Origin of the sequence: Paraburkholderia sp. BCC1886 (assembly GCF_900996245.1) — a bacterium.
Classification (GTDB): Bacteria; Pseudomonadota; Gammaproteobacteria; order Burkholderiales; family Burkholderiaceae; genus Paraburkholderia.
On sequence record NZ_CAAJGK010000129.1, the window covers coordinates 110652 to 132090 of the forward strand.

20 protein-coding genes are annotated in these 21439 nt (G+C 63.4%); 14 read left to right on the top strand and 6 right to left on the bottom strand.

The window, feature by feature from the left end; translation table 11 throughout:
- Positions 1–8 precede the first annotated feature (8 nt).
- Positions 9–1376 (bottom strand): LLM class flavin-dependent oxidoreductase, encoded by a 1368-nt coding sequence (locus FQ746_RS33795; protein ID WP_222105917.1) that lies wholly within the window; start codon positions 1374–1376, stop codon positions 9–11.
- Between the two features lie 492 nt (positions 1377–1868).
- Between FQ746_RS33795 and FQ746_RS33800 the strand changes: the two genes are divergently transcribed.
- The 5 genes from FQ746_RS33800 (at position 1869) to FQ746_RS33820 (ending at position 6282) form a co-directional block, all read left to right on the top strand.
- On the top strand, positions 1869–2681 hold the full coding sequence (locus tag FQ746_RS33800) for an HpcH/HpaI aldolase family protein (protein WP_260854282.1): 813 nt from the start codon (positions 1869–1871) through the stop codon (positions 2679–2681).
- Between the two features lie 53 nt (positions 2682–2734).
- Positions 2735–3274, top strand: a complete 540-nt coding sequence (locus FQ746_RS33805) for a cupin domain-containing protein (protein WP_144114154.1) — start codon at positions 2735–2737, stop codon at positions 3272–3274.
- 162 nt (positions 3275–3436) lie between these two features.
- Entirely contained in the window at positions 3437–4369 is a 933-nt protein-coding gene (locus FQ746_RS33810) for a transporter (RefSeq protein WP_186310908.1), read from the top strand.
- Between the two features lie 38 nt (positions 4370–4407).
- A complete protein-coding gene (locus tag FQ746_RS33815; protein ID WP_144114156.1) occupies positions 4408–5823 on the top strand; it encodes an MFS transporter in 1416 nt (471 codons plus the stop codon).
- Between the two features lie 27 nt (positions 5824–5850).
- The gene (locus FQ746_RS33820; protein WP_144114157.1) at positions 5851–6282 is read left to right on the top strand and encodes a GlcG/HbpS family heme-binding protein; all 432 of its coding nucleotides are present in this window, start codon (positions 5851–5853) and stop codon (positions 6280–6282) included.
- Between the two features lie 48 nt (positions 6283–6330).
- On the opposite strand, the gene FQ746_RS33825 is transcribed toward FQ746_RS33820, so the two are convergent.
- Positions 6331–6750 (bottom strand): nuclear transport factor 2 family protein, encoded by a 420-nt coding sequence (locus FQ746_RS33825; protein ID WP_144114158.1) that lies wholly within the window; start codon positions 6748–6750, stop codon positions 6331–6333.
- 115 nt (positions 6751–6865) lie between these two features.
- On the opposite strand from FQ746_RS33825, the gene FQ746_RS33830 reads away from it, so the two are divergent.
- Positions 6866–7666, top strand: a complete 801-nt coding sequence (locus FQ746_RS33830) for a FadR/GntR family transcriptional regulator (RefSeq protein WP_144114159.1) — start codon at positions 6866–6868, stop codon at positions 7664–7666.
- Between the two features lie 367 nt (positions 7667–8033).
- Entirely contained in the window at positions 8034–9770 is a 1737-nt protein-coding gene (locus tag FQ746_RS33835; RefSeq protein ID WP_144114160.1) for an ABC transporter ATP-binding protein, read from the top strand.
- An 86-nt stretch (positions 9771–9856) separates the two neighbouring features.
- Here FQ746_RS33835 and FQ746_RS33840 read toward each other — a convergent pair whose 3' ends face one another.
- From FQ746_RS33840 to FQ746_RS33850, 3 genes are read right to left on the bottom strand one after another with little or no spacing between them, the layout of a single operon-like run.
- Positions 9857–10756, bottom strand: a complete 900-nt coding sequence (locus FQ746_RS33840; RefSeq protein WP_144114161.1) for an ABC transporter permease — start codon at positions 10754–10756, stop codon at positions 9857–9859.
- Position 10757: 1 nt separating this feature from the next.
- Positions 10758–11780 carry an ABC transporter permease gene (locus FQ746_RS33845; protein ID WP_144114162.1) on the bottom strand — a complete coding sequence of 341 codons (1023 nt, stop codon included), beginning with the start codon at positions 11778–11780 and terminating at the stop codon, positions 10758–10760.
- Positions 11773–13395 (bottom strand): ABC transporter substrate-binding protein, encoded by a 1623-nt coding sequence (locus FQ746_RS33850; RefSeq protein WP_260854263.1) that lies wholly within the window; start codon positions 13393–13395, stop codon positions 11773–11775. The genes FQ746_RS33845 and FQ746_RS33850 overlap by 8 nt, the downstream gene beginning before the upstream one ends.
- 231 nt (positions 13396–13626) lie before the next feature.
- On the opposite strand from FQ746_RS33850, the gene FQ746_RS33855 reads away from it, so the two are divergent.
- Positions 13627–14217, top strand: a complete 591-nt coding sequence (locus tag FQ746_RS33855; protein WP_144114163.1) for a carboxymuconolactone decarboxylase family protein — start codon at positions 13627–13629, stop codon at positions 14215–14217.
- A 35-nt stretch (positions 14218–14252) separates the two neighbouring features.
- Here the strand turns inward: FQ746_RS33855 and FQ746_RS33860 are convergent, their stop codons facing one another.
- Positions 14253–15566 (bottom strand): CocE/NonD family hydrolase, encoded by a 1314-nt coding sequence (locus FQ746_RS33860; RefSeq protein ID WP_144114164.1) that lies wholly within the window; start codon positions 15564–15566, stop codon positions 14253–14255.
- A 421-nt stretch (positions 15567–15987) separates the two neighbouring features.
- On the opposite strand from FQ746_RS33860, the gene FQ746_RS33865 reads away from it, so the two are divergent.
- The 6 genes from FQ746_RS33865 to FQ746_RS33890 all read left to right on the top strand — a co-directional run bounded on the left by FQ746_RS33865 (position 15988) and on the right by FQ746_RS33890 (position 21282).
- Positions 15988–16233 carry a hypothetical protein gene (locus FQ746_RS33865; RefSeq protein WP_144114165.1) on the top strand — a complete coding sequence of 82 codons (246 nt, stop codon included), beginning with the start codon at positions 15988–15990 and terminating at the stop codon, positions 16231–16233.
- A 188-nt stretch (positions 16234–16421) separates the two neighbouring features.
- Positions 16422–16889, top strand: coding sequence for a rhodanese-like domain-containing protein (locus tag FQ746_RS33870; protein ID WP_144114166.1), 468 nt, complete (start codon positions 16422–16424; stop codon positions 16887–16889).
- 42 nt (positions 16890–16931) lie between these two features.
- On the top strand, positions 16932–17909 hold the full coding sequence (gene epsC, locus FQ746_RS33875) for a serine O-acetyltransferase EpsC (protein WP_260854264.1): 978 nt from the start codon (positions 16932–16934) through the stop codon (positions 17907–17909).
- Complete coding sequence (locus FQ746_RS33880) at positions 17906–18157, top strand: helix-turn-helix domain-containing protein (protein WP_144114167.1); 252 nt, start codon at positions 17906–17908, stop codon at positions 18155–18157. The genes epsC and FQ746_RS33880 overlap by 4 nt, the downstream gene beginning before the upstream one ends.
- A 106-nt stretch (positions 18158–18263) precedes the next feature.
- Positions 18264–19196 carry a family 2A encapsulin nanocompartment shell protein gene (locus FQ746_RS33885; RefSeq protein ID WP_144114168.1) on the top strand — a complete coding sequence of 311 codons (933 nt, stop codon included), beginning with the start codon at positions 18264–18266 and terminating at the stop codon, positions 19194–19196.
- The gene (locus FQ746_RS33890; RefSeq protein ID WP_144114169.1) at positions 19171–21282 is read left to right on the top strand and encodes a family 2A encapsulin nanocompartment cargo protein cysteine desulfurase; all 2112 of its coding nucleotides are present in this window, start codon (positions 19171–19173) and stop codon (positions 21280–21282) included. The genes FQ746_RS33885 and FQ746_RS33890 overlap by 26 nt, the downstream gene beginning before the upstream one ends.
- The last annotated feature ends 157 nt before the right edge of the window (positions 21283–21439 follow it).

Genomic DNA, 21439 nt, shown 5'->3' on the forward strand with positions numbered 1-21439 from the left:
GTCTCGCGTCAGCGCTTTGCGTACCCCGCGCCAGGATGATCGGCGGATAGACGCGGGCCGGCCGCGAATAGTTTTTCGCGGTAGGTGCCGGCCTCGTATTGCTCGCGATACAGGCCGCGTCGCTGCAGTTCCGGCACCAGCAACTCGACGATATCCGCGAAAGTCTGATGGGCGGACAGGTAGGTCAGGTTGAAGCCGTCCAGTCCGGTTTCCGTGATCCATGCTTCCAGTTCGTCGGCGACGCGCTCCGGCGTGCCGGCCACGAGCGGTCCCCGTCCGCCGAGCGATACGTACTCGATTGCTTCCTTCACGGTCCACGTCCGCTCGGGATCCGCACTCGAAAACGACGCGAGCGCGGAGCGGCCCGCATCGGTATCGACATAGGACAGCGTGTCGTCGGGCGCGTACTGCGCCAGGTCGATACCCGTCCAGCCGGACAGCAGGGCGGCCGCGCCTTCGTAGCTCGCGCGGGCGCGATACGCGGCGAGCTTTTGCTGCACCTCTTCGTCGCTGCGTCCCACTACTACCGTCATCATCGCGAAGATGGCGAGACTCGCTGTGCCGTCCCGCCCGAGCGAGGAGGCCTGCGCACGGATATCGGCGACCGTGCGTGCCACGATCTTGCGGGTCGGGCCGGCGACGAACACGCACTCGGCGTGCGTGCCGGCAAACTGTTTGCCGCGTCCCGAACTGCCCGCCTGAAACAGTACCGGTGTGCGTTGCGGCGAGGGCTCGCACATATGGAAACCGGGGACCTTGTAATAGGTGCCCTCATGCGCAATGGGATGCACTTTCGACGGGTCGGTGTAGACGCCTTTGACACGATCCTTTACGACGGCGCCGTCTTCCCAACTGCCTTCCCACAGCTTGTAGCAGACCTCCATGTATTCATCGGCGAGATCGTAACGCTGGTCGTGCGAGAGCTGACGATCGAGCCCGATGTTGCGCGCGGCGCTGTCCAGGTATGACGTGACGATATTCCAGCCGATCCGGCCGTGCGTCAGATGATCGAGCGTGCTCATGCGGCGCGAGAAAGTATACGGATGCTCGTAGGAGAGCGAGCAGGTCACGCCGAAGCACAGATGCGCGGTTACTTGCGACATGAGCGGGATGACGGCGAGCGGGTCGTTCATCGGCACTTGCGCGGCCTGTCGTAGGGCGGCGTCCGGGCCGCCGTCGTAGACGTCGTAGACGCCTAGCACGTCGCCGAGAAACACCGCGTCGAAGCGACCCCGTTCGAGCAGCCGGGCGAGGTCGGTCCAGTAGGAGGGGGCGAGATAGTCGGGCGCGCGGTCGCCTTCGGCGAGCCATTGGCCGGGCGCCAGGTGCGTAACGCAGTTCATCAGGAAGGCGTTGAAGCGAATCGGTTTTTTCACGGCGTAGCAGGCTTGAAACTGGAAGGACTGAAAGTCTATGCGCGATGGGGTGCCGTGCATATTCCTATCGATGGAATGCTTATGTGGGGATGTGGCGATGTGCCGATGTACGTCGTTAGTTTTGCCGGCTGACCGGACGTTGAGTTGTCCGAGTGCTGGTTCTTTTTACTTTGAATTTTCCGCATATGTTTCGACGCCAGAAACAGCACTGAGCGACCGAGGTCGACAGTCGCCATGCGCCTCGACTTACGTGCCACCAGAAGCGACATCCAGACGATGCTTCCCCCGCGACGGGAAACGTCCGTGCAGCGCAAGACGCCTGCAATCGCGTCATCTCCAGCAATTTATCGTTTACCCCATACTCCACCGGAAGTCAGATCTCAAGTGATATAGTCACTAGGTGACTTGTATCGAGGCTGGTCGGTCAAGCCAGGAGCACCTTTAATTCACTCGGGGAGATAACTGATGTTCGTGCGAAACCGTCTGTTGGAAATGCTGGAGCGGAATGAAATTCCGCTTGGCATGCAGTGCTTTACGGGGGACCCGGCGCTTATCGAGGTCATGGGCTTGACGGGCTTCGACTTCGTCATGATCGATGGCGAGCACTCGGGAAATGACGTGCGCGCGCTGGAAAACAGCGTGCGCATCGCCGAGCGGGCTGGCCTTGCGCCTTTCGTGCGCGTGCCGGACCGTGGCGACGAGACTGGCATTCGCCGTGCCCTCGAGGCAGGAGCGATGGGCATTTTTTTGCCGATGGTCCGCTCCGCGGCTGACGTCGAGGAAGCCGCCAAGTTTGCGTTCTTCCCGCCGCTGGGTGAGCGTGGCATTTGTCCCGCAACCCGTGCGGCCCGCTACGCGTTCAAAAACTTCGATCAATACACCGCCTGGAACAATGCGGAAATCGCGCTGATTCCGATGATCGAGCATCCGGAGGCCGTGGGGAACATCGATGAAATCTGCGCACTCGACGCAGTAAAGATCATCGTCTTCGGCGCGGGCGACCTCGCCTACGCAATGAACGAGGGCACGGCAATGATGAAAAGCCCGCGTGTTCAGGAGGCTTATCGCACGGTGCTGCGTTCGGCAGAAAAGCACGGTGTCGCGGTGATCGGCGGCCCAGTGCTGGATCCGACGCCCGCCGCTTGCCGAAAGTCACTCGACGACGGTGTGCGGATCTTCTGTCTCGGCCTGGATACGCTCGGCTTCCGGCGCTTCTGCGAGCAAACCGTCTCATCGCTCAATGCCGGTATCGAAGGTTCGGCGTTCAGACGTCCACCCGCGCCGGCCAGTGCCTTCCCCGACTAATGCCGGCTGACCGTATCGAATCGCCGCACAGAAACAGATCAAGGAGAACGTCAATGACCAAATGGAATTGGAAGCGTTATGTCGTCGGTCCCAATGCGGACGGTAAATCGGCCGTGCTGATGGACGAAGCCACGAATGTCCAGCACAACCCTGGCATTTTCTATCGCGCCACGCTGTGGAGCGCGCGCGAAGTTCCAGTGAATAACAGCATCGAGACCGACCGCGCCAACGAAGTGACCACGCGCGAGCCTGTTCCGGGCGGTCTGCTGTTTCGTGCACTGGAGATTCCGCCCGACACCGCGGACAAGGCGCATCACGTCGAACAATTGAAGAGGCTGAATGTCGAGGTGCAGCAGAAGCACCCGCCGAGCGCGGAAGACCTTGCCCGCCACCCAAGCATGCATCGAACGGACACCCTCGATTGCATTACCTGCATCAAGGGCGAGATCTACCTCGTGACGGACGTTGACGAAGTGCTGATGCGCGCGGGCGACACCGTCGTGATTCGCGGTACCAATCACGCATGGAGCAATCGTTCGGACGAACCATGCCTGTTGTGCGGTTGCATGATCGACGCGACGCTCAACGCCTGAATCCGCCCACACATTCATCCGGGTGCACGCCAACCGGCATCGGCCGCGACACCGACGCCGGGACGCACACAAGACGCCCATGTCGCGAGAGCCGCCGGGACGGCTCGGCGCGAGACACACAGGCCGCTCGATATGAAGCGGGCCGATAAGGAGGAGACACTCATGCAATCACGCAAATACGCTTCGTGCGTCGCGCTCGCCTTCGCCGCCATGATGGGCAGCACGGCATCGCAAGCATACGAAGCCGGCTACCCCGGATGGTCGATGCCACCCGGCGTCGTATTGGGCATGACAGCCGCCACGCCCGCGCCCGGCGTCTACAGTTTCAACGAAGTCTATACCGCACAGGCGCACCGTTACGGGCCCGGTGACCCCAGCGGTTCGACGCCGATCCGCGTGGCGTCCGCGGTCACGGGCGTGCTGTGGACGCCCGGCTGGATGTTTCTCGGCGCGCGTTATGAAGCGCTGATCGTGCAGCCATTCACGATGGCCGACGCGGGCGCGCCGCTGAACGCCCAAAGCGGCGGCGTGCACAACACGTTCATCGCGCCGGTGCAACTGAGCTGGGCACTGGGTAGCACAGGGTTGTTCGTAAAGACCGGCGTCGGCATCACCGTTCCGGACGGCACCATTTCCGGTCCCAACGGGCTCGGTGATCCTGGTGCGCCCTGGTGGATCGTGCAGCCTCTGCTCGCCTTTTCTTATCTGAAAGACGGCTGGAATCTGACGGCCAACTTCTCGCTCGAAATGAACACACCCAATACGAAGACCGACTATCGCACCGGCGATATCTTTCACGCGGACTTCGCTGCGACGAAAGCCTTCGGGAAGTGGCGGGTCGGTCCGGTCGCGTCCTATGTCGGGCAGGTGAGCAACGACACGTCGAGCGCGTTCTATCACAACGCCATCAATGTCAGCAGTTACAACCTCTTCGCGGTGGGTGGCCTCGTTGGCTACGACTTCGGGCCGGCCGTGCTGAATCTGTGGGCGACTAAAGACGTGAGCGCCAGCGCGTCCGGGGGCAATCCCGGTCCGAATCGCGCGACGATTCCCAAGGGCTACAAGGTATTCGCCAATTTGAACTTCCGCTTCTGACATCTGCGATCGGACGTCGCCCGCTTACGGAGTAACACATGCAAGCAATAGGCAAACTGGATCTCGAATCCATCATCGACGAGGGCCGCGTAAGCGGTCTGCAGATCCTCATTTTTCTGCTGTGCGGCCTCGTCGCGATGGTAGACGGATTTGACACGCAGGCGATCGCGTTCGTCGCCCCCGAAATCATGACTGCGTGGGGGGCGGCGCCATCGGCCTTCGGCCCTGTCTTCGGCGCGGGATTGCTGGGCGGTTTGCTCGGCGCGCTGGCGTTCGGCGCGGCTGGCGACCGCTTCGGGCGCAAATCGACTTTGTCGTGCGCCGTGTTGGTATTTTCGCTCGCCTCGCTGCTCACTCCGCTTGCACATTCCACGGCGATGCTGGCGACGTTGAGATTCGTCACCGGCATCGGCCTGGGCGGCGCACTGCCGAGTTTCATTTCCCTCACGTCAGAATATGCGCCGAAGCGGCTTAGAAGCACCTTGGTGGGCGCGATGTTCTGCGGCTTTCCACTTGGTGCCGTGCTGGGCGGCGGCGCCTCGGCCTTGCTGATTCCAGCGTTCGGCTGGAAGAGCGTGTTCGTCGCGGGCGGCCTCCTGCCGCTGTTCATTCTTCCGCTATTCGTCATGGTCGTACCGGAATCGGTGCGGTATCTCGCGCTGCGCAACGACCGCGCCGCCATCGCTCAAATTCTCCGGCGGCTGAAGGCCGAGTCGTTGTGGAACGGCGACTCCGACTATCGCGCGGTGATGCCTCATTCGCCTGTCGCCAATCTTTTCACGCAAGGACGTGCGAGCGCGACGTTCCTGCTATGGATCGCGTTTTTCCTGAGCCTGCTGCTGACGTATTTCCTCATCAACTGGATACCGGTCGTCGCGCGTACGAATGGGCTCGATATCGGCAAGGCCGTGCTCGCCGTCGCGATGCTCAATCTCGGCGCGGTCGCCGGATGTGTGCTGCTCGGCCGTCTCGCCGACCGCTTTGGGCCGACGCGCACCATCGGTTGTGCCTATCTCGTCGGCGCCGTTGCGATCGCGGCAATCGGCTTCGCCGGATGGTCGCCACGGTTGTTGTACCTGACAAGCTTCGTCGCTGGCGCTTTCAGCATCGGCGCGCAGATGTGCACGGTGGCGCTGTGCGCGGTGTTCTATGAAACCGGCCTGCGTGCTACCGGCATCGGCTGGGCGATGGGCATCGGCCGCACCGGCGCGATCGCCGGCCCAGTCATGGGCGGCGTGTTGCTCGGCGCGGGCGTCACACCGCCAGTGCTTTTCACGGTCGCCGGTGCAACGTCGGTGGGTGCAGCGCTGGCAGTCCTGGTGCTGGGCCGACTGATGCGGCGACGTGACAACAACCCTCGATCGCACGAATCGGTGCGTGAGGACACGCTCTCACGCTCCGCCGCGCAAGGGCCACTCGAACGCACATCCAGCGACAACGCATTCACGCATTGATCCCATAGTTCAACAAGGAGAGCACTGATGAAAACCCTGTCACTGAGCGACGCAAGCACGATCGTCGACACGGCGCTCGCCACCGCGCGAGAATCGGCTTGCGCGCCAATGTCCGTTGCCGTGCTCGATGCGGGCGGCCATCTGGTCGCATTCAAACGGGGCGACAACAGCGGTATCCTGCGGCCGCAAATCGCTCAGGCCAAAGCATGGGGCGCGCTCGGCATGGGGGTGGGAAGCCGTGCGCTCGCGCAGCGGGCCGAAGCGTCACCGGCGTTCTTCAGTGCGCTCACGGATATCTCCGCGGGACGGATCGTTCCGGTTGCCGGCGGCGTGCTGATTCGCAATGCCGACAATCACGTGATCGGCGCCGTGGGAATCAGCGGCGATCATCCGGAGAAGGACGAAGCTTGCGCGATAGCGGGTATCCTTCGCGCCGGTCTGCAAGCGGATGTCGGATAAAGCGTCGCCTCGCACCCGGCTGTCTCGCGTGCGAGTCCCTTATTGGCGCTAGAACGCCAGCGCCATTTCGCAACGAATGTGGCGACTGACGAAACGCCACTCGCCAGAAGCCGCCTTGCGCAGTTCATCGACGACGTCGTTCACGCGCAACCGGGCCGGCGTATCATCGTCCGAGGTTTCGAAAGTCAACTGGACGGCCGTGGTTCTCGCCGTGTCGGCGCTGGGCATCTCGACCCGCAGATTCGACCACATGTGGCGCGTTTTGCGATCGGCTGCGGCGAAGCGTTTTCGGCAGTCCGCGGCAATGTTGTCGCTCCCCGCCGACTCCTGACCGCGGACGGACAACACCCCGTCCGGTAGAAAAAGATTCGCCAGCCCTTCAGCGTCGCTCCGGTCGGCGAACCAGGCGAAGTCGCTGAAGAGCCGTTCGATGGATTGCAATTCGTCGTGAGTCACTGGATCGTTCATCGTTGGTCCATAAACGTACTAACAAAAACGCTCGCAAGATCGCGAGCAAAGTCACAAGGTGACTTGTAGAGTATAGTAACGCCGGAAACAGGTCCAGAAAAAAAGGAAAGCGCTGATGCAAACACCCACTGACCCATCCTGGCAACCGACGCGCCGACTGGCCCGCGGCAATGCCGCCGAACAGATTCTCGAAGACCTGCGCAGCCGGATTCTTGACGGTGAACTCACGCGCGGCATGAAGTTGCCGACCGAAAAGCAGCTCGCGGAAGGCTATGGCGTGAGCGGTCCCACAGTCCGCGAAGCCATTCGCGGTTTGACGACGGCGCAGTTGGTCGAAGTGCGGCACGGAAGCGGCGCGTACGTCACTGCGGACGCCGATCAGCTCATCGGCGTATCGCTTCTTTCGATGATGCAACTGGAACGCGTTGGAATTAAGGAAGTTCTTGGCGTGATGGGCGCGCTGAACGGCTATGCGGCGGAACTCGCGGCAAGGCACGCCACGGAAAATGATCTGCAGGCGCTGCGCGAAGCCCTACGTCAGATCAACGAAGGCGCCGACGCGCAAGCGGTGTCGAACGGACTCCGGCTGTTCATCGACGCGCTAGCGAAAGCGTCGGGCAACGTCCTGCTCGCCGCGCTATGCCGGTTCATGGCCAGCGTGCAGGTCGGCTTCGCGAGGGAACTCACCGGCGACTCTTACGAAAACTGGAGGAAAATCACGAAACGTATGGCCAGGGACCGTCAGCTTCTGGTCGACGCAATTGCGAGCCGTGATGTCGTTGCCGCGCGCGAAGCCGCCCGCGCACATATCGAACACTCGGCGAAGGTGATTTCGTCGCTGCCGGACGCCGGCGAAAAAATGTTGTCCGAGCCCGCACTGGCGAGATTGCTAGGATCAATGTTGCAACGCGGTTAGATATCGGCCACCGGCCGATTAAAGTCCGGGAACGGTCGGAAACGCAGGGTCGTGAAAGACCCGTCCTGGCCGAACCCGGCCTGCTACCGCAACCGGTCTTCCGCGGCTCTCCGATCCGTTCTTTAAAACCGTCCCCATACCGATCCGACGAAACGCCTGCGTGCACCCCGCCGAGCCCCTGCACCCATCGGGATTTCAAACTCAACTGAATCTCACCACCACCCCTCAAGCTTTCTCCACTCCGCTCGCTCTTCTGCCGCTAAAGCGGCATCGCAGATGTCGATAGCAAGCATTGTTGGTTCAGTTGCACGACGCTTTTTGCTATCGTCGCTGCTCGCATTCTTCCGACTCATGCAACCCCGGCACCATGACAGACGACATCCGCTCCGCGCTCCTCCAGGTCAGGAACCTGAACGTTTCGTACGGCGAGCATCGGGCTGTGCGCGAACTCGATTTCGACGTCGCGCAGGGCGAAACCGTCGCGCTGGTCGGCGAGTCCGGTTGCGGCAAGTCGACCACGGCAATGTCGTTGCTGCGCTTGCTGCCACGCACTGCCCGGGTCGGCGGCACAGCGCATTTTGAAGGCGCCGATCTGCTGGCAATGCCGGAAGCCCGGCTCGAGGAAATTCGCGGCCGCCGCATTGCGATGATCTTTCAGGAGCCGATGACGTCGCTCAATCCCGTGCTGAGCATCGGCGCCCAGGTTGGCGAAGCCCTGCAGATTCATCTGGGCTTGCCAGCGCGTCTCGCGCGCAGCCGGGCCATCGAACTGCTCGACCGCGTCAGGATTCCCGAGCCGCAGCGGCGCGTGGACGACTATCCGCATCAGTTGTCGGGCGGCCAGCGCCAGCGCGCGATGATCGCGGCGGCGATTGCCTGCGAACCCGCGTTGCTGATTGCCGATGAACCCACCACGGCGCTCGACGTCACGGTGCAGGCCGAGATCTTGCAACTGCTCGACTCGCTGCGCCGCGATTTCGACATGGGACTGCTGCTCATCACGCACGATCTCGGCGTTGTCGCGGACTGGGCCGATCGCGTGGTGGTGATGTACGGCGGCGAGGCGGTCGAACAGCGCGGCACGACTGAACTGTTCGCGGGTGCACAGCATGCGTATTCGCGCGGACTGCTGGGCGCGGCACTGCACGTCGATACGGAGCGGCATTATCTGCAGGGCCGTTTGCCGGAGATACGCGTGAGCACGGCGGCGAGCGGCGAAACGGATTTCCGGCTGGAAACGCCGCCGCTTCCCGACCCGACGCGTCGAACGAAGAATGCAGCCGGCGGTGTCGGGCGGGCTGCGCCTGCGCCTGCACTGCTGTCGGTCGAGAAGCTGAATACGTTCTATACGACACCGGAAGGTCCGCGTCATATCGTGCGCGATGTCTCGCTCACGGTCGCGCAGGGCGAAACCGTCGGTCTCGTCGGCGAGTCGGGTTGCGGCAAGACGACGCTGTCGCGCACCATCATGCGGCTGATCGATTCCGCCTCGGGTCGTATCGTGCTGAACGGTGTCGACCTCGCGCCGCTGTCGCGGCGCGAACTGGTGCCGCACCGGGCGCAACTGCAAATGGTGTTTCAGGACCCTTACTCGTCGCTCAATCCGCGCCACACGGTCGAGCAGATCCTGCAGTTCGCTTTATCGGTGCAAGGGCTCGTGCCCGTGCGGGAGCGCGGCCGCCGTATCGCGTCGATCGTCGATGCGGTCGGACTGCCGGCGACGGCGCTGGACCGGCACCCTTATGAATTTTCGGGTGGCCAGCGTCAGCGGATCGGCATTGCCCGTGCGTTGATCCTGAGGCCGGCCATGCTGATTTGCGACGAACCCGTCTCCGCGCTCGACGTATCGATCCAGGCGCAAATCCTGAACCTGCTAGTGGATCTGAAAGCCGAGTTCAACCTGTCGCTGCTGTTCATCTCGCATGACCTCGCGGTAGTGCGGTATATCTCCGATCGCGTGCTGGTCATGAGCGGTGGAGAGATAGTCGAGAGCGGCAGTCACGACGCGATCTGGTCGGCGCCGGCGCATCCGTACACGCGCTCGCTGATCGCGTCGATGCCCGGTCGGCGCAGACTTCGGCCGGCCGACGCCGAGGCGGCTTGAGGCAGCTTGAGGCGACCCGAGGCGGCCTGAAGCGAAAAAGAAACAGCAGGGCGCGACTCGCGTCGCAACACGCGCCCGCAAAAACCTCAGCTTCTGGCGCGCTGGCCGAGCAGTCCAGCCAGTCCGTCGCTCAGCAGATTCAGCGCGAGCACGGTGACGACGATTGCCAGTCCCGGCAGCGTCGCGATATACCAGTCCGTGCGCAGTACTTCGCGGCCCGCGCCGACCATGTTCCCCCAACTCGCGATATTCGGGTCGCCCAGTCCGAGGAAGGCCAGCGCCGACTCGGTGAGAATGGCGGTCGCCACCAGCAGCGAGGTGGACACGATCACCGGGCTCAACGTGTTGGGCAGAATCTCCGAAAAAATGATCCGCAAATCGCTCGCGCCGATCGCGATACTCGCCTGCACCATGTCGCCATGCCGCAGCTTCTGCGTCTCGGCGCGCACGAGCCGCGCGAGATTCGGCCATGACGTCAGGCCGATCGCGATGGCAATCGTCGCGACGGAGGGCTGCACGATGGCGACGATCGCCAGCGCGAACAGGAACGGCGGCACGGTCTGAAAAAACACCGTGATGCGGTTGATCTCCCGATCGGCCCAGCCGCCGAAATAGCCGCCCACGAGTCCCGCCGTGATACCGATCAGCAGGCTCAGCACGGTCGAAGTCGCGGCAATCAGCAGCGATGCGCGCGCACCGTGCAGGATGCCCGAGAGAATGTCGCGCCCCAGCATGTCGGTGCCGAGCGGATAAGCGGGGTCCTGGCCGGGACGCAAAAACGGCTCGGCTACCAGTTCGAGCGGATCGCCGGGACGCAGCCAGCCGGCGCCCAGCGCGATCGCGACAATGCCGAGCAGCACGACGCCACCGACCAGCGCCGACGGCCAGCGTCGCAAACCGAGCAGCAGCCGCAGCGTGCGGCCCCGCCGACGAACGGGCTGCCGCGCGATAAAAACAGGGTTCTGCGAGTCGAGGGAGTCGGGCATGTCAATGTCTGGCGATGCGTGGATCGAGCCAACGGTTCACGGCGTCGGTGGTCCAGTTGATCAGCACGACGAGGATCGAACTGCACAGCAGAATGCCGAGCAGCACGTTCAGGTCGCGGCGCACGAGTGCGTCGAAGGCAAGCCGTCCGAGCCCCGGCCAGGAAAACACCGTCTCGACGACGATTGCGCCGCCGACGATCGAGCCCACCTGCATGCCGAGCATCGTCACGAACGGGATCAGCGCATTGCGCAGAATATGCACGCGATAAAGACGCCAGGGCCGCACGCCGCGTGCAATGGCCGTACGGATAAAGTCCTGCTGTCTGACTTCGATCACGCTGTTGCGCACGAGCCGGATATAAGCGGCCATGTAGAACAGCGACAGCGTGACCGCGGGCAGAACGAGATGGCGCAACACATCGAGGACCGACGCGAAGCCGGTCAATCCCGACGAGACCGTTTGCATGCCGCCGACCGGCAGCCAGTCGAGCCACACCGAGAACACCACCACCAGCATGAGGCCGACCCAGAAGAGCGGCGTCGCAAAACAGACCAGCGACAACGTGGAGACCAGCACGTCGACCCACCGTCCCGCGTTCCAGGCCGCGAGCGAACCGAGCAGCAGTCCGAACACGGCGGCGATCAGCACCGCGGCGCCCATCAGCAGGAGCGTGGCCGGCAAACGTGTCCAGATCAGATGCGACACCGGCATGCCCTCGCGAAACGAGTAACCGAGATCGAAACGCGCGAGATGTTCGAGGTATTTGACGAACTGGAACCACAGCGGTTGATCGAGTCCGAACTGCTGACGCAGTGCCGCGATATATTGCGGCGACGCGGACCCCGACTCGCCGGCGATGACCTGCACGGCGTCCCCGGGCGCGAGCCGCAACAGGAAAAAGTTGACGACCGCGATGCCGAGGACGATGCCCAGCAACTGCACGAGTTTGTGCAGCGTCGCATAGGCGAAGCCTGGCCGCGGCTTCGGCTTCGTCCGGCCAGCCGGTGCAGCCGTGTCACTCATGCCTGGACGGGTCCGTGTACCACACGTTCTTGAACGAGCCATACACCTGATCCACGCCGCTAACAGTGTCGTGCAGGTCCGACGCTTCCAGCGTGAAGAAGTGCAGTTCGGTCAACGGCAGCGACGGCAGATCGGTTTGCACGGTGCGCTGGAACTCCTTGAACAGCTTCACGCGCTCGGCCTGATCGCCAGAACTTTGCGCATCGCGAATCAACTGGTCGACCTTCGGATTGCGATAGCCCGAACCGTTCGTGAAGGGGATGTTCTTGCCGATGCTGTCGGACTGATAGTCACGCGTCACGCCGACTTGCGGGTCCGAAAAGCCGGCATACCACTGGATCGTCACGTCGAAGTCACGGTCGCCGTAAATGCGATGCGTGTAGGTCGGCACGTCCTGATTGCGGATGTCGGCGGCAATGCCGACTTTGCGGAATGCCTGCTTGATGAACTCGGCGCTACGCTGGAATTCATCGCCGTAGGGCAGGTAGTCGATCGTCAGCCTGAAGCGGATGCCGTCGGCGCCCGGCTTGTAGCCGGCCGCGTCGAGCAGCGCATTGGCCTTGGCGACGTCGTACGGATACTTCGGCACGTTGGGCTCGAAGAACTCGGTCAGCGTCGAGACGACCGGGCTCACCGCCGGCTTGCCGAAGCCGTACCAGACCACGCGGTTATACGCGTCGCGGTCGATCGAACGATACAGCGCTTCACGCACCCGCACGTCTTTGAGCAACGGCCGGTCGACATTGATGTCGAGGAACAGCCAGGGCGACAGCCATTCATAACCCTTGGTCTCGATGCGCAGCGTCGGCAGTTTCGCGAGCCGTTGCGCGTCGCGCGCGGGCACCGGGCTGAGCGGTGCATATTGCACCTCGCCTTTTTCGAGCGCCGCCGTGCGCGCGCCGCCATCCGGAATGACGCGGTAAATCACCTTGTCGAGATACGGCTTGCCGGCATCCCAGTAGTTCGGGTTACGTTCGAGCAGGATGTAATCGCCTTTCACCCACTTCTTGAAGACGAACGGGCCCGTGCCCACCGGCTTGTTGTTATACGGATTGTTGAGAATGTCCGTGCCTTCGTACAGATGCTTCGGCAACACTTGCGCGCCATTGCTGTTCAGCGAACTGAGCACGGCGAGCGACGGCTTGCTGAAGTGGATGACGACCGTGTATTCGTCGGGGGTGTCGACCCGGTCCACGTTGGCGAACAGCGCCTGATTCCGCGGGTGATATTTTTTCCAGACGTTCTCGAGCGTCCACTTCACGTCGGCCGACGTGAACGGCGCACCGTCGTGCCATTTCACACCGTGCCGCAAGTCGAGCGTCAGCGTCCTGCTGTCCGGCGACAGTGTCCATTTGACGGCGAGGCCGGGCTTCAGATGGAAGTCCTTGTCGTATTCGATCAGGCCGTCGAACACATTCGTGCTGAAGATACCGGTCGGCGACGACGTGCTGAGCGCAGCGGTCAGGATCACCGGTTCGGGTTGTGCGATCACGGTGAGCGTGCCGCCGTGTTTGGGCGTCTGCGCGAAGGCGCTGCCCGTGGCCGCGATCATCGTCGCGAACAGGACGCTGCGCGTGGCGCGGCGCCAGAGATGCAAGCTGCTGCTAATGGACACAGTGTGTTTCCCCTGTATGCCGCTGGTGGCGCGGCTTAAATTAGCCGCGTAAGGTAACAAGCCGGCCGTCTGCGCGGAACCAATTAAAACTGCTGTGCATATTCGAAAGGAATCGTTCGGTATTCGCGGTGGGCGGAATGCTTATCGGCTTTTCTTGGTTGGAGCACGCAGCGGCATGCGCTAGTGTGTTGGCCCCCCTGCCGCACGACGGCTACTGAACGGATCGTATCGATGACCCACGCAGACGAAACCCGGATTCTTTCGCAACTGGAAACGAAGAACGCGCACGCGGGAGCGTTCCGGCGTTTTTCGCGTCAGCACTGGAACGACGGCAAGCTGAGCGGCCGCGATAAACACATCGTCGCGGTGGCCGTCGCGCAGGTGACGCGCTGTGAGTACTGCATCGAACATCACGCGGAGATCGGCCGCAAGCTCGGCGCGTCGCTCGACGATCTGCTCGCGGCGGCTTACATCACTGCTGCGCTCGAATCGATCGAAACCGACGAGATCGCATTGAGCGCGACACTCGGCGTCGACGTGAAACAGTCGGCAATCTCGCGTTCTTCGGCCGGCCAGTCGCGCGATCAGTTCGTCGGCGACATTCTGAAAGACGACACCTTGTCGCTCGAATTGCGTCTGGTCACGGCGAGCGCGGTAGCTTTCGCGCAAAAGCGCGAGGCGCTGCGCGACACGTTTCACCGCTTCGCTCTGGAGAACGGCGTGTCGGAGGATGCGCTTCAGGAGGGCTACGCGGTCGCGGCGGTGTTGCGTGCGGGCGCCGTGTATGCGCACACGCTTGCGATTGCGAAGGTGTTCGCGTAACCGGCATCTGCCGGCCGCTGCGGCGCATCCTGGTGTCACCGGCGCGTGACGAGCACCTGTGCGTCAGCGGTCGAGCCGGCAGCTTCGGTTTTCCGTTGCGCATCGGTCGCCGTCTCGATGGAGTGTGCGGGATCGTCACGCCACACTACCGTTTCGTTCACCGCATACAGACGGCAGGCATCGCCACTTTCGCGCTCGCAATTGGCGAGCGCTTTCGCCTCGGGGTCGTCGCCGCCTTCGGCCCACGACCACGCGCCCGATTCGGAGACCGCGAACGCACGGCTCGAATACTGGCGCAGGAAAGTGCGATAGCCGCTGCGTCCTGCTTCATCGAGAAACGGCACGGCGTTCACCGCATCGAGCGATGCGAACCCGCTCGGCTGCGGTAAGGCCGGAGCGGCGACGCGATAGCGCACGCTGGTTTGCATGCCGATGCGGGCGAGGAACGACTCGACGGCCGGCCACCATATCTCCACGCCGTCGCGGTCGCCGACCAGCCGATGCGCGTCGTTCTTGTAGGGGCCGAAATCGATCAAGGTGGCGTCCGCCCCGTGCGCGGTGTATGCCGAATACAGCGCGGCCGCCATCGGTCGGGCCCAGACGGAATCGTTATCGCCATATAGCCACAGGGACGGCACTGCGCCGCTGCGGCCATACGCGTCGAATGCGCGGGTGAGGTTGCCTTGCCAGTCCACGCAGGCGTCCTGTCGCAAGCCACCGGAAAAGTTGAGCAACGCTCGCACGCCCGGCGCCGCCTCGGTGCCATAGGCGAGCGTCGCGAGCCCGCCATGCGATGTGCCCGCGACGACGATCCGCGTCGCGTCGACATACGACTGCTTCGACATCCACGCGATAGTCGCCGCGACGTCGCTGGCCTGGTCGATGCCGTTGCGTTCGACATCGCAACCATCCTGCCGGTACGCGCCGTCGGAACGGCCGAAGCCTTCGCGATTCGGCGCGACCACCACGTAGCCGCGCCGCACGAATTCGCGCGCGAACGACAGCGGCGTGCTGCGCTCCTGCGCGCGCGGGTCGCCCGCGATCTTGCCGTGATTGAACACGACCAGCGGAAAGGGACCCGCGCCGTCCGGTTTATAGACAGTCGTTTCGAGCGTGAGGGTGCCGGCGGCATCGACGGGAACGCGCACGATCCGTTCGTTCAGTCCGCTCGCCGGCAGATACCGATCGTCGTCGAGCGCAATGCGCGCCACGTGCGCGTGGGCGAGCGGTTCGACGGAAGAGGGGATGGCGGTAGAAGGGGACGATCCCGCCCACGCGAACGAAGCGATGAACGGAGTGAACAACACCGCGTACCCCGTTACCGCGCCTCTGACTATGCGCCGACGCATGCTGAACCGCGCCGCGTCGCTAGGCCGGCTTCGCGCAATTGACGACACTCGCACTCGGACTCGGACTCTGACGCACACTCCCGCTCGCTTGCTGCGAGATTTGCCCAAGCCACGAACGCTGCGTAAGCGCGAGCATTTTCCCGACAACATCCTGGGTGGTTTGACTGACGTGAAAGAAAGACGTGTCCGGCATCGATGAATCCATAAGCGACATTTGCGATGGCGCCATGCTAATAGTGCGAACGTCGCAGCCCAAGCAAGCATTTGTGCTTTGAATATCGCGCCGGGCGTGCACAGCTACGCAGCGCCGGAGTCGATCCCGAATCAATGCGTTCTGCCGAAAACCATTCCACAAAAGCTTGTTTGCACTTCCCAATACGGGCCGTTAGATTTAACGAACATTCATGAAGACGGAGGCGATATGGCCACGCTCTCGACCACGCACATCTGGGAAGGACTCCGGCATCCCATCCGCAAGCTGCAGTCCCATCGCACGCAAAGCTCGCAACGCACGACGAGCCCGGTCGCGGCCGTCGCCGACGAGCACGGCCGCGATGCCGCCGAACGGCTGGAGCGGATCGCGACCTATGCCCGTTCCGGCTATTTCCATATGGACTACACCGCCGGCATGTTCGTCGTCCTGCCGCTTGATCGCGGGCTGGAGTGAAGCCGGTGCGCCGTCCGCAGCGCTGCATGGGTCGCAGCAATCAAATCGCTGCTTCTTAAGAAATCACAATTAATTGGTTCAACTGCGAGCCGCTCTCTTTCATAGTGTCTGCTGATGGCTATAGACGGTTGCATTCGCCGGCTAGCCGACACTGCGCGAATGTGTCGCGCGATATCGAAGGAGACGTCATGACGGTTGAACTCGCAGAACGACCCACGCACGCGCTGCTCGAAGCAGCCCGTTCCCAGGCTGCCGAAGCCGGTTTGCCCTATGCCGGCGGTGTATCGCCGGAAGCGGCCTGGGCGCTCGTGCAAAGCGGTGACGCAGTCCTGGTGGACGTGCGCACCGCCGAGGAACGCAAATTCGTCGGCCACGTGCCCGAGAGCCTGCATGTTGCATGGGCGACCGGGACGAGTCTGACGCGCAATCCGCGCTTCGTGCGCGAACTGGAAGCAAAAACCGGCAAGGACGCGGTGGTGCTGCTGCTGTGCCGCAGCGGCAACCGTTCGGCCCAGGCCGCCGAGGCGGCCGCGAAAGCCGGCTTTACGCAGGTATACAACGTGTCCGAGGGTTTCGAAGGAGACCTCGACGACGCGAACCGACGCGGCGCCAGCAATGGCTGGCGCTTTCACGGGCTGCCGTGGATCCAGGACTGAAGCGCCTGCCGGTCCACGTCGTCATTTTGAGGAGAAACGGTTGTGGCTGTGTTCGATGTCGACGGGATCGTAGAAGCGCTTCAGACGGTCCGCCAGCAATGGCGTGAAGTCCAGAAACGCTCGCTGGAGCCGGGCGGGCGCGATCTGCCCGGGCGCGAAGCGCTCGCGCAGATCGTCGATACGCTCAAGGGCGTGCTGTTTCCAATGCGGCTCGGGCCGCCCGATCTGCGTCAGGAGAGCGAAAACTTCTATGTCGGTCATGCGCTCGACGCCGCGTTGCACGCGTTGCTGGCGCAGGCGCGGCTGGAGTTGCATTACCGCAGCCGGCATCAGCCGCCGCCGGCTTCGACCGTCGAAGCGCAGGCGGGCATCGCGGTGCGTGCCTTCGCCGGGCGCTTGCCGACCATTCGCAGCCTGCTCGACAGCGACGTGCTCGCCGCCTTCCATGGCGACCCGGCCGCGGGCAGCGTGGACGAAGTCTTGCTGTGCTATCCCGGCGTGCTCGCGATGATTCACCATCGCCTCGCGCATGAACTCTACGGGCTCGGTCTGCCGTTGCTCGCGCGAATCGTCGCCGAGCTTTCGCATGCGCAAACCGGTATCGACATTCATCCCGGCGCGAAGATCGGCGCGGGGTTCTTCATCGATCACGGCACGGGTGTCGTGATCGGCGAAACCGCGGTGATCGGCGAACGCGTGCGTCTTTATCAGGCGGTCACGCTGGGCGCGAAGCGTTTTCCGCGCGATGCGCAGGGGCATCTGGAAAAAGGTCATGCGCGCCATCCGGTCGTCGAGGACGATGTCGTCATTTATGCCGGCGCGACGATTCTCGGCCGCGTGACGCTCGGCCGCGGCTCGGTGATCGGCGGCAATGTCTGGCTGACGCACGATGTCGCGCCGGGTTCGCACGTGACCCAGGCCGTGTCGCGCAATGAAGGCACGGGCTCGCCCGCTGCACGCGAACCGCGCGCGACTCAGACCGCCGAGGCGGTGGCCAGCGCCGCGGGAGTGCTTCGATGAGCGTGCTCGTCCGGGAGTTCGGCGCCGCGGTGCGGCGCGCTCGCGAAAACCTGGGCTGGTCGCAGGAGCAACTGGCGGAGTTTGCCGGACTCAACCGCTCGTACGTCGGCGAGGTCGAGCGGGGCTCCGCGATCGCGTCGATCGTAACCGTCGACAAACTTGCCCGGGCGTTCAACGTACCCATTGAAAGTCTGCTCAGTCCGGCGACCAACGCTGTGACCACCGCCACGACCACCGACATCGCCTGACTCTGAATTACCGTCTATAGCATGTTGAACCGCCAGGGTTCGATCACGATAATCGCTCTCGCTCATAAGCTTTCCCGTTTTTCTTCTATAGACCCTGGAGCAATTGATGACAGCAACAGTGGGCGGCCTGACGGCGCTCGGCGATACCGCAGCACGGCAACTAGCCAATGCCACCAAAACCGTTCCGCAACTCGCGACCATCACGCCGCGCTGGTTGACCCATCTGCTGCAATGGATTCCGGTCGAAGCCGGCATCTATCGTCTGAACCAGGTGAAGAATCCGGAAGCGGTGGTGGCGGCCTGCACCGCGCGCGAAGACGAGAGCATCCTGCCGCGCACGTTCGTCCCGTATGAAGAGCAACCGCGCGAATACTTCCTGAATGCGGTGAGCACCGTGCTCGACGTGCACACGCGCATCTCGGATCTTTACAGCAGCCCGCACGATCAGATCAAGGAACAACTGCGCCTGACGATCGAAACGATCAAGGAGTTGCAGGAAAGCCAGCTGATCAACAACCCCGATTACGGCCTGCTCGCCAACGTCGCCGAAGAACAGCGCGTGTTTCCGCTGACCGGCGCACCGACGCCTGACGACCTCGACGAATTGCTCACCAAGGTCTGGAAAGAACCGGCGTTCTTCCTGACGCATCCGCTTGCGATCGCCGCGTTTGGCCGCGAATGCACGCGTCGCGGTGTGCCGCCGCCTACCGTCAGCCTGTTCGGTTCGCAGTTCCTCACCTGGCGCGGCATTCCGCTGATTCCGTCGGACAAGGTGCCGGTCGCCGACGGCAAGACCAAGATCCTGCTGCTGCGCGTGGGCGACAAGCGCCAGGGCGTCGTGGGTCTGTTCCAGCCGGGCGTCGCCGGCGAACAGGGGCCGGGTCTGTCGGTCCGCTTCATGGGTATCAACAATCATGCGATCGCTTCGTATCTGATCTCGCTCTACTGCTCGCTCGCGGTGCACTCGCCGGACGCGCTGGCAGTCCTCGATGACGTGGAGATCGGCAAGTACCATGACTACCCAGACACCTACAAGTAAGCCCATGCAAAGCGCGCTGCCGCACGAAGTGCCGTCGGGTCCGCCCGCGGGTTTGTCTGCGGGCCTGCCTGATCCTGCGGTGCTGGCGTCGCTGGCCAATGCGTTCTTTTCGGCGTTGCCGGGACAGCGTCCCAGCACCGGTGACGTGTCCGGCATTGCCGCCGCGTTGCCCGCCGCGTTGCCGATTACCGCGCCGCTGACGAGCGAGATCGGCAACCCGGCGCCCGCCGGTTCGCCGCTCGCAGGGCCCGGCGGTACCGGCACCGGCGTACCGGGCGCGGCGTTGCCGCAAGGACAGGTGGCGGGCAGTAATCTGCTGCCTTCGGCGCCCACGCACGTGCTGTCGCTCGGCAATCGCGCGCCTGCTTTGCTGCCGCACGCCGCGGCGCAAAACGGCTTGCCCGATAACGTCGTCACCGTTGCGCCCGCCCTCGATCCGCGATTTGGCGGAGCGGCCCTGGGTGTGCCGCAAGGACATGGCGCCCAGCGTCCGTCCGCGGGCGGCGCAGCGCCTGCCGCACCGGACTCGTCCGCGCCGTTTTACTTTCTGCGCGACGCGGGACAACCGGCTTCGAGCGCCGCATCGCCGGAGTTGACGGTGCCCGTGTGGAACGAAGTGAGCGCGCAATCGCTCGGGCTGCCCGCCGCGGATCAACCGCTCGCCGAGCAACGCTTTCCGTATGACCGGCCGCCCACGAACCATCCGGGACAGTCTTCCGGCGCTGTGCCGGGCGCGACGGCTGCACCGGCCGAAGCGCGCAGCGGTTCGCATTATTTTCTGAACCTGGGCGAGCCGTCTCACGGCGCTGCGCATACGCCGGATCGAACGGGTGGAAGCGGTGTGCCGCATGCGGGTCTGTCCGCGCATCCGCCGTTCGACGTCAACGCTATCCGGCGCGATTTTCCGATTCTGCAGGAGCGCGTCAACGGCCGTCAGCTGGTGTGGTTCGACAATGCCGCGACCACGCATAAACCGCAGGCGGTGATCGACCGGCTCGCGTACTTCTACGCGCACGAGAACTCGAATATCCATCGGGCCGCTCATGCGCTGGCGGGCCGCGCGACGGATGCGTATGAAGCGGCACGCAGCAAGGTGCAGCGTTTCATCGGTGCGTCCTCGCCGGAGGAAATCATCTTCGTGCGCGGCACCACCGAAGCGATCAACCTGATCGCGAAGACGTGGGGCGTGAAAAACGTCGGCGAAGGCGACGAGATCATCGTGTCGCATCTGGAGCATCACGCGAACATCGTGCCGTGGCAGCAGCTTGCCGCGCAGACTGGCGCGAAACTGCGGGTGATTCCCGTCGACGACAGCGGCCAGGTCCTGCTCGACGAGTACCGGCGTTTGCTCAACGATCGCACGAAGATCGTCTCCGTCACGCAGGTGTCCAATGCGCTCGGCACGGTCGTGCCGGTGAAGGAGATCGTCGAGCTGGCGCATCGCGCTGGCGCGAAGGCACTCGTGGACGGCGCGCAGTCGGTGTCGCATATGCGGGTGGACGTGCAGGCGCTCGACGCGGACTTCTTCGTGTTCTCGGGGCACAAGGTGTTCGGTCCGACGGGCATCGGCGTGGTGTACGGCAAGCGCGCGATTCTCGAAGATATGCCGCCGTGGCAGGGTGGCGGCAACATGATCGCCGACGTCACGTTCGAGCGCACGGTGTTCCAGCCGCCGCCGAACCGCTTCGAAGCGGGCACCGGCAACATCGCCGATGCGGTGGGTCTGGGCGCGGCGATCGACTACGTGCAACGCGTGGGCATCGAGAACATCGCGCGCTACGAACACGACCTGCTCGCGTATGCGACGAGCGTGTTGCAACCGGTGCCGGGCGTGCGTCTGATCGGCACGGCACGCGACAAGGCGAGCGTGCTGTCTTTCGTGCTGAAAGGCTACGAGACCGAGGAAGTGGGTCACGCACTGAACGAAGAGGGCATTGCGGTGCGCTCGGGACATCACTGCGCGCAACCTATCCTGCGCCGTTTCGGCGTCGAGGCGACGGTACGGCCCTCGCTCGCGTTCTACAACACCTGCGATGAAGTCGATGCGCTGGTGTCGGTGGTGCGGCGTCTTTCATCGCGACGCTGAGCGGTCGATGGACCGACGGGAGGCGGCGGCCGGATTGGCCACCGCCTCCCGTTTTTCATGGTTCTCCCATCTTCTTCCGGTAAGAATCCAAAGATTGATTTGTTGGTTGGGCCGCGCGTGCGCTTTTTGTAAGCTTCTCTGCCTACAACCAACTACA